This window comes from Actinomadura hibisca NBRC 15177, from assembly GCF_001552635.1.
Taxonomy (GTDB): Bacteria; Actinomycetota; Actinomycetes; order Streptosporangiales; family Streptosporangiaceae; genus Spirillospora; species Spirillospora hibisca.
Genome location: NZ_BCRO01000031.1, coordinates 87,075 through 98,511, shown reverse-complemented (window position 1 = coordinate 98,511; position 11,437 = coordinate 87,075). Strand labels below are relative to the sequence as shown.

Annotated in this window: 9 protein-coding genes and 1 pseudogene; 8 read left to right on the top strand and 2 right to left on the bottom strand. The window is 73.8% G+C overall.

From position 1 onward, the window contains the following. Positions 1–41 precede the first annotated feature (41 nt). Both AH6_RS15850 and AH6_RS15845 read right to left on the bottom strand, forming a co-directional pair. Complete coding sequence (locus AH6_RS15850; protein ID WP_245679321.1) at positions 42–653, bottom strand: BP74-related protein; 612 nt, start codon at positions 651–653, stop codon at positions 42–44. Between the two features lie 622 nt (positions 654–1,275). After that, the gene (locus tag AH6_RS15845; RefSeq protein ID WP_083982902.1) at positions 1,276–1,524 is read right to left on the bottom strand and encodes a hypothetical protein; all 249 of its coding nucleotides are present in this window, start codon (positions 1,522–1,524) and stop codon (positions 1,276–1,278) included. A gap of 675 nt (positions 1,525–2,199) precedes the next feature. On the opposite strand from AH6_RS15845, the gene AH6_RS15840 reads away from it, so the two are divergent. The 8 genes and pseudogenes from AH6_RS15840 to AH6_RS15805 all read left to right on the top strand — a co-directional run. Further along, on the top strand, positions 2,200–3,480 hold the full coding sequence (locus AH6_RS15840) for a sugar transferase (protein WP_218005838.1): 1,281 nt from the start codon (positions 2,200–2,202) through the stop codon (positions 3,478–3,480). An 8-nt stretch (positions 3,481–3,488) separates the two neighbouring features. Continuing rightward, a complete protein-coding gene (locus AH6_RS15835) occupies positions 3,489–4,955 on the top strand; it encodes an O-antigen ligase family protein (RefSeq protein WP_157431506.1) in 1,467 nt (488 codons plus the stop codon). A 5-nt stretch (positions 4,956–4,960) separates the two neighbouring features. Further along, positions 4,961–6,580 (top strand): murein biosynthesis integral membrane protein MurJ, encoded by a 1,620-nt coding sequence (gene murJ / locus AH6_RS15830; RefSeq protein ID WP_083982937.1) that lies wholly within the window; start codon positions 4,961–4,963, stop codon positions 6,578–6,580. Then, the gene (locus AH6_RS15825) at positions 6,577–7,287 is read left to right on the top strand and encodes a polysaccharide deacetylase family protein (protein ID WP_245679320.1); all 711 of its coding nucleotides are present in this window, start codon (positions 6,577–6,579) and stop codon (positions 7,285–7,287) included. Before murJ ends, AH6_RS15825 begins: the two co-directional genes overlap by 4 nt. After that, positions 7,284–8,459, top strand: coding sequence for a glycosyltransferase (locus AH6_RS15820; protein WP_067480085.1), 1,176 nt, complete (start codon positions 7,284–7,286; stop codon positions 8,457–8,459). The genes AH6_RS15825 and AH6_RS15820 overlap by 4 nt, the downstream gene beginning before the upstream one ends. Positions 8,460–8,476: 17 nt before the next feature. After that, positions 8,477–9,280, top strand: a complete 804-nt coding sequence (locus AH6_RS15815) for a YveK family protein (RefSeq protein ID WP_067480083.1) — start codon at positions 8,477–8,479, stop codon at positions 9,278–9,280. After that, positions 9,277–10,428 (top strand): GNAT family N-acetyltransferase, encoded by a 1,152-nt coding sequence (locus tag AH6_RS15810; protein ID WP_067480081.1) that lies wholly within the window; start codon positions 9,277–9,279, stop codon positions 10,426–10,428. Before AH6_RS15815 ends, AH6_RS15810 begins: the two co-directional genes overlap by 4 nt. Positions 10,429–10,433: 5 nt before the next feature. Continuing rightward, a pseudogene (locus AH6_RS15805) lies at positions 10,434–11,429 on the top strand (glycosyltransferase); the annotation flags it as partial. Between the last annotated feature and the right edge of the window lie 8 nt (positions 11,430–11,437).

Sequence of the window (11,437 nt, the reverse complement as noted above, 5' to 3'; positions counted from 1 at the left end):
CCGGGCCGGTCGCCGGTAGCGGCGACCGGCGACCGGCCGGGCTAGGCGGTGTATGCGCGGGTGCGGGCGATGCGCTTCGGTTGTCCGATGGCGGTGACCTCGGCGACGAGCCTGGAACTCCAGGGGCACCAGAAGCAGCCGGGCAGGAAGGCTCCACAGGCATCGTCGATGTGGTCGTTGGTGTAGGAGATGGAGGCGTCGCAGACCTCGATCGCCAGATCGAAGAAGTCGATGGTGTCAGGGATGAGGTGGAAGTTCCACCGGAGGTTGTAGGGCGCCTGGGTCTTCTTGATGCGGCCCATCACGTGGATCCGGTTCTTCTCCTTGCCGGACAGGACGTCGCGGGCGTGCTGGATCTTCGCGGGGTCGGTCAGCTGGATGACGAAGGTGTCGAAGTGATCCTCGAACTGGAAGTAGGCGGGCTCGGCCCGGTGCGCGGGGCGGACGGGCTTGAGCCGTTCGCCGAAAGCCACCGCCTGGGGGCAGGGCTGCTGCCGCTGAATCGCGGCCGGTGCGGCAGCCGCCGCGCCGGTGCGGGCCGCCGCTGACGCGGGCGGGCGGGCGCCGGTCTGCGCGTCGGCGGTGCCGGGCAGCGCGCTGGTCAGCGTGGCGGCCAGGGCGGCGGCGGTGAGGAGACGGGTGTAGCGGTGCATCTGGTGGACTCCCTGATGGCGGGTGCGGTCATGAGGTGACCCGTCGACACCCGCCGAGCACACCTGGTGTCTATCCACATACAGAGAGTGATATTCCTGGACATCGGAAAGACCGTTCCCGGGTCTGTCCGGTGGCCGGGCGGCCCCGGGCGGCGCGCTTGATCACGAAGGTCGGGCCGCCTGCGGTGCGGTGACGTCCGGGTCCCGGGCGAGGAAAGGCCGGGCCTCGTCCGGCGGCTTCGTCACTCAGGACGTGTCGGCCGAACTGCTTTGCAGTGTTCGTGACGATTCGCCGGTTCGGCACAATGCCGAGGCAGTTGGGCGAGTAGCCGGAATTGCTCGGGGGATCCGTCCGAGAAATTGAGGGGAGTCTCGGTTCACGTCGCCGGGGGAAACTGTTCGGGAGGGCGGGGAGCCAGTAGTTCTCACTTCCGGCATCTTGCGTCATCGGGGAGCTTTATGACGCATCGCCGGTGCGGGCTTATCGGCGGTTCTCGTTGAGCCGGTGCGCGCGATTCCGGTAGAACCGCTGCGTGAACTCGAAAGCGTTCGTGCTTTTGCCGGGAAAACGCGCATGGGGAGGGGCCCCGTCGCGGCCCCTCCCCATGTTTCAGGCGTTAGCTCAGTCTTCCTGCGCGACGGAGCCGTTGTTGCAGTCGCCGGCCTCTTCGGTGGTGCCGAGGATGTTGTGGATCGCGGCGCCGATCACGGCGACGTCGAGCGAGCGGCAGGTCTGAACGCCGAGAACCTGGGCGTTCTCGTTCTCGCTCTCGATCTTCGGCCCGTCGTTGGCCATGGCCGGGGCGGCGCTCATCAGCACGCCGGCGGCGGTGAAGGACAGCAGGCCAGCAGCGGCCAGACGCTTCATCATGAGTGTGGTCCTTTCCGAGCTTCTGTGCACAGACTTCGTTCAATCCGCAGCCTGTTGGCCGCGGAGCCATTCAAGAAGTAGCACGCCGGACGCGCCGTTCGGCGGCCGTAACGCGACACCTGCCATGATCTTGAGAATCAGATTGCAAATCCGTGGCTTCCGCGCGTGCATGGCGCCACTTCTTGCCCGGTGTGTCCGCAATGCATTCAGTTCGTCGGCATGTGCGCTGAACCACGGGGCTTGACCCGTGAATTCGTCGGCAACCTGCCGTCGAACGGGCTTCCGGTGCGCGAACGTCTTTCGATGTCAAAACTGTGGAGTCGTTTGTTAAAGCCCCTCGGGCGGAACGGCGTCTCCTGCCATGCTTGGTGGGCCGTAATTGCAGCGTGGTCGTCGCCGCGCCGCCGGCGTCCCGTTGCACGGGCCGCCGGACGGGCCGCGGCGGAAACGACGAAGAGGCGCCGCGTCCCCGTGCGACGCGGCGCGCCGCTTCTCTCCGAAAGGACCTCCACGATGGGAGCCCAGGGGCTCAGCGCCCCTTCCATTGCCGAGGAGCCCCTCGCTCCGGCCTCGGCTGCCCCAGCCGCAGAGTCCGGGCCGAGCGCGTCTGCTCCCGGCCGGCTCCCGTCACGGCGGTCCGCCCGGACCCGCCGGATCGGGCTGGCGGCCTATCCGTTGTGCCTGGCCGTCCTGGACGGCGCCGCGACCTCGGTGGCGGCCTGGGCGCTGGGGTACCCGGCGACCGGGGCGGCCGTCGCGTCGGCGGCGCTGCTGAGCGTGCACGCCACGACCGGGCGCTACCGGCCCCGGCGCGACCTGTCGGTGGTCGAGGACGCCGTCCCGCTCAGCGTGCGCGCGCTGTTCGTGCTGGTGCTGGCCGGTATCCCGGCGGGCCCGGCGGTGATCGGTCCGCACGCGCTGGAGATCGTGCTGGGGTTCCTGGCGGTCCTGCTGCTGGGCCGCATGGCGCTGTACGCGCTCGTGCAGCGCTACCGGCGCGTGCGCCCGGCGGCCCGGCGGACGCTGGTCGTCGGGGACGGGCCGCTCACCCTCCACGTCATCGAGGGGTTGCAGCACCAGCGGGCCCTGGGCCTCACGGTCGTGGGGCGGTACGTCATCGGCGACGGGGCGGACCCCTCCCCCGTCGGGGAGGACGCGCTCGACCTGCGGAACGCCGTCCGGGCCCAGGCCATCGACACCGTGGTCGTCGTGCTGGAGGAGACGCCCGGCCGCTACCACGACGCGGTCGCGCGCGCCTGCGTCGCCGGGCGGTGCGAGACGCTGATGGTGCTGTCGCCGTCCGGGCTCGCGCCCGCGACGGGCGCCGGGCACCTGGCCGGGTTCTCCTACATCCCGCTGCGGGGGTGCGGCGGCGCGCTGGAGCGGCTCGCCAAGCGGGCCTTCGACGTGGTGACCGCCACCGCCGTCGCCGCGCTCATCTGGCCGCTGCTGCTGGTCTGCGCGGTGGCCGTGCGGCTGGAGGGCGGGCCGGGGGTGCTGTTCCGGCAGCGCCGCGTCGGCATCGGGGGCGAGCAGTTCGTGCTGCTGAAGTTCCGGACGCTGAAGCCCAACGACGACCTTGAGGCCGACACGCGCTGGTCCGTTGACGGCGACCTGCGGATGGGCCCGGTCGGGCGTTTCCTCCGCCGTACCTCGCTGGACGAGCTTCCGCAGTTGTGGAACGTCGTCCGCGGCGACATGAGCCTGGTGGGGCCCCGTCCCGAGCGGCCCCACTTCGTCCAGCAGTTCTCGGCGACCCACCCCGGCTACGGGCTGCGGCACCGGGCCCCGGTCGGCCTGACCGGCTGGGCGCAGGTGCACGGCCTGCGGGGCGACACCTCGATCGAGCTGCGCGCCCGGTTCGACAACCACTACATCGACGCCTGGACGTTCGCCGGCGACCTGAAGATCCTGATGATGACGGTGCGCTCGGTGCTCACCGGAGGCGGCAGGTGACCCCACCGGTGTCATCGGCCGGCCGGACCGGGGCCGAGGGCATCAGGGTGGCGGCGCCCCGGGCGGGCGACGACGGCCGCCCGAGCCGGTGCCGCTGCGCCCCCCGCGCGCCCGAGCCGGACGGCCGCACGAAGCGGCGACGCCTGGACCGGTGGAGCCGGAAGATCGGCAAGCCCCGGGCGAGCTGGCTGGTCGCCGCCACGGCCCTGTGCGTGTGCGTTCCCCCCGGTCCGAGCGGTCTCGGCTCGGGCGTGCAGGTCAGCGTGGGCGACGTCGCCAGCGTGCTGCTGGTCGTGGTCGCGGGCTGCTGGGCGCTGCTGCGCCGGTGGCGGCTGGCGCCGGTCGTGCTGCTGGCGTTCGGACCGCTGGTGGCCGCGCTCACCGTCTCCACGATCTGCTCCCAGGACGTCGCGGCCAGCCTTCCCGGCTACGTGCGCGTCGTGCAGATCTTCGTGCTGGTGCCCCTGGCCGTCGTCGTCGCCCTGCGCGACCGGCGCGACGTCGCCGTCGTCGCGGGCGCGGTGGTCGTGGTCGGGGTGGCGGAGGCCGGGTACGGCGTCTGGCAGGCGGTGACCCGCACCGGCGCGTCCTTCGAGGGCCGCAACGTGCGGGCGGTCGGCACGTTCGGCGCGACCGACGTGATGGCGATGGCGACGGTGGCGGGGTTCGCCGTGTTCGTCGTCGTCGCGATCATCCTGTCCCGGCCGGGCCGGGCGCGCGCCGTCGCGTTCGCGGCCCTGGCGGTGCTGGCCGCCGGGCTGCTGCTGTCGCTGAGCCGGGGCAGCTGGATCGCGGTCGGCGCCGGGGTGCTGATCATGCTGGTGTGGTTCGACCTCAGGGTGGCGCTGCGGACCGCGCTGTGCGTGGCCGCCGCGGCGGTCGTGCTGGTCGGCGGCCTCGGCGTGGGCTCGGAGAGCATCGCCTCCCGGACCCGCTCGATCGCGGCCTCGGTCGACGACCCCGACCAGTCGGTCAACGACCGCTACAGCCTGTGGGGGACGGCCACCGCGATCTGGGGCGACCATCCGGTCACCGGCGTCGGGGTGAAGAACTTCCCGGCCTTCCGCGACACCTACGCCCCCATCCAGCTCTCCGGCGCGAGCGAGACCGACGACCCGGTCAACGGCTACCTGCGCCAGCCGCTGCTGTCGCCGCACAACCAGTACCTGCTGGTGCTGAGCGAGCAGGGCGTCCTCGGCCTCACCGGGTTCCTGCTGCTGTTCGCGCTGGTGTTGCGCGGGTTGTGGGCGGGCCGGGCGGCCAAGGACATGGCCTGGCTGGCCGCGGTGGGCTTCACCGGCGGCTTGATGATCAACTTCGGCTACTCCGACCTGGGCGGCCCGACCTGCGTCCTGACCTCGATCATGCTGGGGCTGGCCGCGGCGCGCGCGCTCAACTGGGAGCGGGTGCGGCCCGCCGCGTCCACCGCGCCCGCCGGGAAGGGGACGGCCGGAGCGCCGGTGACCGCGCCGTGACGGCCGTGGCGTCCCGGAAGCCGCAGCTCCGCTCGCTGGGGCGCGCGGCCGGGTTGTCGGCGGTGCTGATCGGCGCGGGCACCGCGCTGGGCTTCGCCCGCGACCTGGTGCTGGCCCACCGCTTCGGGGCCAGCAGCAGCACCGACGCGTTCCTGGTGTCCTGGACGATCCCCGAGACGGTCTCCCCACTGCTCATCGAGGACGCCATGGCGCTGATCATGGTGCCCGCCGTCACCCGCATGATGCTCCAGCCCCAGGGCGTGCGGTCGCTGGTGCGCACGGCCCTGCCCCGGCTGGCGCTGGCGCTGGCGCTGATCGCGATCACCGTCGCGGCGGCCGCGCCGCTGCTGGTGTCGGCGCTCGCCCCCGGGCTCGCCGACCCCGCGCCCGCCGTGCACTGCGTGCGCTGGACGTCGGTGACGATCCTCGCCTTCGGCATCGCCGGGTTCATGAACGCGACGCTGCGCGCCCACCACTGCTTCGGCCCGCCCGCCTCCATCTACATGGCCTACAACATCGGCATCCTGACGGCGATCACCGCGCTGTCCGCGCCGCTGGGCATCACCAGCGCCGCGATCGGCGTGGCGTGCGGGAGCGTGCTGATGGTCGCCGTGCAGGTCCCGGCGTTCGTCACGCGGCTGCGCACTCCCGCCCGTGAGAAGGCGGAGGCCGGGGGAGCCGACACCGGCGGCGAGGCCGCCGCCGAGGCCGCGCGGCTGAGCGTGGCCGCGATCCTCCCCATCGTCGTCTACACCCTCACGCGCCAGGCCCAGGTGCTCGTCGAGCGTTTCCTCGGCTCGGGGCTCGCGGCGGGCTCCATCTCCCACCTCAACTACGCGCAGAAGGTCGCGCAGGTCCCGATGGTGCTGTCGCTGCTGATCGTGACGGTGACCTTCCCCCGCCTGGCGCGCGCCTCCGCCGAGCGCGACACCCGCGAGATCCGTCACCGCATCGAGGCCGACCTCGTCATCGTCAGCGGCATCGTGCTGTGCGCGGTCGCCTACCTGACGGCCTTCGCCCCCGCCATCGTGCAGGTGCTGTTCCAGCACGGGAACTTCACCGCCGACGACACCGAGGGCACCTCGTCGGTCCTGCGCGTCTACTCGCTGGGCCTGTGGGGCCAGTCGATGCTGGGCGTCTCGGCGCGCGCGCTGTTCGCCCGCAGCCAGCCGCTGTGGCGGCCGGCCCTCGCGGTCGCGGCCGGGCTGGGCGTGACGGTCGTGACGGGCGCGCTGCTGGTCGAGCGCGCGGGCACGATCGCGCTGGCGGCGGGCAACGCCGCCGGGGTCACGCTGTCGGCGGTGCTGCTGCTGGCCGGTGTCCGCGCGCGCGTCGTGCGGATCTCGGTGGCCCGCGTCGGCGGCGACCTGCTGCGCCTGGTGGCCGCCGCCGCGTGCGGCTCGGCCGCCGGTGCCGTGACGGCCGCCGTCCTGTCCCCCGCCACTCCCCCCCTGCTCGTGCTCGTCGCCGGGGCGGGGGTCGTCGCGTCGGTCTTCGCCGCCGTCCTGGCCGCCACCGGCCGCGGGCGGCGGCCGGCGATGGGGCTCCGCGCCCTCGGCGGGCCCGCGCCCGATGAACCCGCTACCGGCAGCTCTGGTAGCGCCGCGCCTGGGAGGCAGCAGTGATCCGATCCGACGTCATGCCCTACGTGCTGATGTACCACTCCGTCGACGACGTCGAGGAGGACCCGCACCTGGTGACCGTCTCGCCCCGGCGCTTCACCCAGCAGATGAGCTGGCTCAGCCGTTGCGGCCTGCGGGGCGTGAGCATGGACGAGCTCCGCCAGGCCCAGGAGCAGGGCCGCACGCGGGGGCTGGTCGGGCTCACCTTCGACGACGGGTACGCCGACTTCGCCACCCGCGCCCTGCCGGTCCTGACGCGGTTCGGCTTCAACGCCACCGTGTTCATGGTCGCCGGGCAGATCGGCGGCCACAACACCTGGGACGAGGGCCCGCGCAAGCCGCTGATGAACATGCAGCAGCTCCGCGCCGTCGCCACCCGGGGCGTCGAGATCGCCTCGCACGGTATGCAGCACCTGTCGCTGCCGAAGGCCACCGAACCCGAGCTGCGCCAGGAGCTGCACGACAGCCGCGCCCTGCTGGAGGAGGCCCTCGACCGGCCGGTCACCGGGTTCGCCTACCCCTACGGGCACGTCTCCGACCGCGAGGTGGGCGAGGTCGCCAACGCCGGATACTCCTACGGCTGCGCGATCTGGGACAGCCACGCCGGTCCGCACGCGCTCGTGCGCACCTACGTCGGCGACCGCGACCGGCGCATGCGGATGCGCGCCAAGCTGCTGCGCCACGAGCTGCGCTGGAAGGCGCGGGTATGACGCGCGTCCTGCACGTCATCACCGGTCTCGACCGTGGCGGTGCCGAGCAGCAACTCCTGCTGTTGCTGCGGTACCTGCCCGCGGCCTGCGAGGTCGCGATCCTGACCGGCGACGGGACGCTGAGCGGCGAGGTGGAGGCGCTCGGCATCCCGGTGCACCGGATCGGCATGCGCGGCAACACCGACCTGGCGGCCCTGCCCGAGCTGGTGCGGCTGATGCGGCGCGGCCGCTACGACGTGGTGCACACCCACCTGTACCGGGCCTGCGTCTTCGGCCGGGTCGCCGCGCGCCTGGCGGGCGTCCGGCGCGTCATCGCCACCGAGCACTCCCTGGGGGCGGGGCACATCGAGGGCCGCGCCACGACCAGGGGCGTCCGCCTGCTGTACCGGGCGACCGAACGTCTGGGCACCACCACCGTCGCGGTCTCCGACACGGTGGCGGACCGGCTGGCCGGCTGGGGCGTGCCGCGCTCGCGCACGGTGGTGATCCCCAACTGCGTGGACGCCGCCGCCTTCGCCTACCGGCCGGACCGGCGGGCGACCGCGCGGCGGCGGCTGGGCCTCGGCGCGGACGACTTCGTGGTCGGCACCGTGGCCCGCCTGGTGCCGACCAAGGGCGTCGAGGTGCTCATCGACGCGATGGACGCGACCTCCACGGCGAAGCTGCTGATCGTCGGGGACGGGCCCATGGCGGACGCGTTGCGGCGGCACGCCGAGCGGTCGCCCGCGGCGTCCCGGATCGTCTTCGCGGGCGAGACCGGCGACGTCGCCGGGGCGCTGTCGGCGATGGACGTGTTCGCCACCGCCTCCGCCCAGGAGACGTTCGGGCTCAGCGTGCTGGAGGCCCTGGCCAGCGGCCTGCCGGTGCTGTACTCGGTCTGCCCCGCCCTGGAGGACCTGCCCGCCTGGCAGGCCCCGTCGGCCGAGCGGCTGCCCATCAGCGCCGACGCGTACGGCGCGGCGATCGAGCGCCGGTCGCAACAACCGCCCGCCCGCCTCGCGCCGCCGCCCGCCGTCGCCCGGTACGGCGTCGCCGCGCAGGTCGCGCGCCTGACCGCGCTGTACCGGGGCGCGCCGACGCTTCCGGACGCCGACGGCCCCGGCGGTTCCGGCGGCCCCGCCGACAGCGGCTCGACCACCCTGCCCGCCCAGCGTGAACACCTCTCGCTATGAACACGAAAAGGACCCGTATGCCCAACAACCGGCAGGCCGTCAACCGCCTCGCTGCCCGGATCGGCGTGCCCAGCGTCTTCATAGCCGCGGGCTTGCTGAGCGGCTTGGGCTACGGACTGGTGAAGCCTCCCTCCTACAGCGCGTCGGCGCACGTCATCGTGGTCGCGCAGAGCGCCGACGCGGGCCCGGCGGCCACCAGCTTCGCCCAGGCGTACGGCCGCCTGGCGTCGCTCCCGGCCACGCTGGCGTGGGCCTCCCCGGCCCTGCCCCCCTCCGTCGTCGAGGACGCCCGGTCCCACATCCAGGCGTCCACCTCGCCCGAGACGCCGCTGATCCGCATCACCGGGCAGGCCCGCACCGCCGAGCAGGCGGCGCGGTACGCCAACGCCGCCGCCAGCGCCGTGGTCAGCTACGGCAAGGCCCACGAGCAGGACACCCGCGTCAAGGTCGCCGCGATGAGCCCGGCCACCGAGCCCGCCTCCCCCTCCTCGCCCAACCTGCTGCTGAGCGTGCTGGTCGGCACCGCGACCGGCGTGCTGCTGGCGGTCCTGGCGATGGTGAGCGGCGTCAGCGTCCGGCCCGGCGGCCGGAGGCGGCGTCCCGCCCCGGCGACCGGCCACGACACGGACTGCCAGCAGAGCGGTTCCGCCGACGAGTCCGCCGCGCAGAAGGCGGGGGACCGGACCCCGGCGGGCCGCCGCCGCGAGCCCGCCACGGCGGGGATCGGCGCCGCGGCGGTCGGCGCGGCGCAGGGCGCGGGACGCCCGCAGGGCGGCGGCGCGCGCAAGAGCAAGGCCAAGCCAGCGGAGGCCGGAGAATGACCACCAGTACCGCACACCCCCGCGCCGCGACCTGGTCCGCCGAGGTGTGCCGCAACGAGACGGCGCTGCTCCGCGTGGCCGCGCAGTGGCAGGAGCTGCACGAGCGCTGCCCGGAGGCCACGCCGTTCCAGACCCACGCCTGGATCAGGTCCTGGTGGCACCACTACGGTTCCTCCGGACGGCTGCGGCTGGTGCTGGTGCGGCGCAACGACCAGCTGGTCGGCGCGGCCGCGCTGCTGATGAAGCGCCGCTGGGGCTGCCAGGTCCTCGAACCCCTCGCCGCCGCGCAGAGCGACTTCAGCGACGTGCTCCTCGACCCCGAGCACGCCCCCCAGGCCGCCAAGCGCATGGCCGCGGCGCTCATGGACGAGCCCGGCTGGCACGTGCTCAGCTTCCCCGAGGTCCGCCCCTCCGCCGCCGTCGGCCTGCTGGCCGCGCACTGGCCCCGGCCGACGTGGCGCGTCCCGGCGTCGATGTGCCTGCAACTGCCCGCCTCCGACGTCGCCGCGTTCCTCGGGCGGCTGCCCGGACGCACCGCCAGCAAGACGCGCGCCCGCCTGCGCAAGATCGACGCCTGCCGTCTCGCGGTCCTCCCCACGCCCGCCGACCAGGCCGCGCCGGCGGTGCACGAGCTGCTCGACCTGCACATCCGGCAGTGGCGGGACCGCGGCATCAACCCCGAGCACATGAGCGACCGGTTCCGGCGGCACCTCGCCGAGGCCGTCACCGCCATGATCGGGCAGGGGCAGGCGGAGCTGTTCCAGTACCGGCGGGACGGCGAGCTGGTCGCCGCCGACCTGGTGCTGGTCGGCGGCGACTTCGTCGGCGGCTACCTGTTCGGCTGCGATCCGGGGTTGCGCGACCGGGTGGACGTGTCGCTCATGCTGGTGCGGCAGGACCTGGAGTACGCCGTCGAGCGGGACAGGCCCGTGCTGAACTTCCTGCGCGGGGCGGAGAGCTACAAGCTGAAGTGGCGGCCGACGCCGGTCCGCAACGAGCACCTGCTGCTGGGGCGGTCCGCGCTGGCGGCCCACTACGTCGCGGGCGAGCTGGGCCGGGCGCGGCTGCGCGACTTCAAGCAGCGGCACCGCGACGGCGCTCTCCGGAGCTGCCCGGGTGACCGTCCGCGCAATAGTTCGGACGCGTGAGCACGATGCCGTTCCCTTTGCGCGTGCTGCACGTCAGCCAGCCGACGCACGGCGGTGTGGCGGTCTACGTCGTCCAGGCCGCGCGCGAGCAGGTGCGGCGCGGCTGGCGGGTGGCGGTGGCGTGCCCCGGTGAAGGCGAGCTGGCCGCCGACCTCGCGGCGGCCGGGATCGACCATCTGCCGTGGCGGGCGCGGCGCTCGCCGGGGCCCGGGATGCTGGGCGAGGCGTCGCGGCTGCGCGCCCTCGTCGAGCGGTTCGATCCCGACGTGGTGCATCTGCACTCCTCCAAGGCGGGGCTGGTGGGGCGGTTCCCGCTGGTCGCGCCGGGGAGGCGTGTGATCTTCCAGCCGCATGGGTGGTCGTGGCTCGCGGCCGGTGGGGTGCAAGGGCGGGCGAGCCTGCATTGGGAGAGGCTGGCGGCGCGCCGGGCCGACGCGCTGGTGTGCGTGGGGCAGGGCGAGCTGGAGCAGGGGCGGCGGGCCGGAGTGCACGGGCCCGTCCACCTGGTCCGCAACGGAGTGGACCGCCGCCGCTTCTATCCCATGGACGCCGATGACCGGGCGGCGGCCAGGGCGGAACTCGGACTCCCCCTGAACACGCCGATCGCGGTGTGCGTCGGGCGGGTGACCCGGCAGAAGGGGCAGGACGTCCTGCTGGACGCCTGGCCGCTGATCAGGGCCCGATGCCCGGAAGCCGTGCTGGCCCTGGTGGGGGACGGCGACGACGTCGACCGGTTGTGCGCGCAGGCGGGGCCGGGGGTGATATTCGTTCCCGCCGTGGCCGATACCCGCCGCTGGCTGGCCGCGTCCAACGTGATGGTGCTCCCCTCGCGGTGGGAGGGGCTGCCGCTGACGGCGCTGGAGGCGCTGGCGGTGGGCCGGTCGCTGGTGGCGACCGAGATCCCTGGCCTGGCGGAGGTGGTGACGCCCGGGACGGGCGCGCTGGTGGCGGCCGACGACCCGGGCTCGCTCGCCGACGCCGTCGCCGCCAGGCTGCTGGACCCCGCGCT

Coding starts and splice junctions, on each gene's coding strand:
- AH6_RS15815 (WP_067480083.1), top strand. CDS start 8,477: ATGCCCAACAACCGGCAGGCCGTCAACCGCCTCGCTGCCCGGATCGGC.
- AH6_RS15810 (WP_067480081.1), top strand. CDS start 9,277: ATGACCACCAGTACCGCACACCCCCGCGCCGCGACCTGGTCCGCCGAG.
- AH6_RS15850 (WP_245679321.1), bottom strand. CDS start 653: ATGCACCGCTACACCCGTCTCCTCACCGCCGCCGCCCTGGCCGCCACG.
- AH6_RS15820 (WP_067480085.1), top strand. CDS start 7,284: ATGACGCGCGTCCTGCACGTCATCACCGGTCTCGACCGTGGCGGTGCC.
- AH6_RS15845 (WP_083982902.1), bottom strand. CDS start 1,524: ATGATGAAGCGTCTGGCCGCTGCTGGCCTGCTGTCCTTCACCGCCGCC.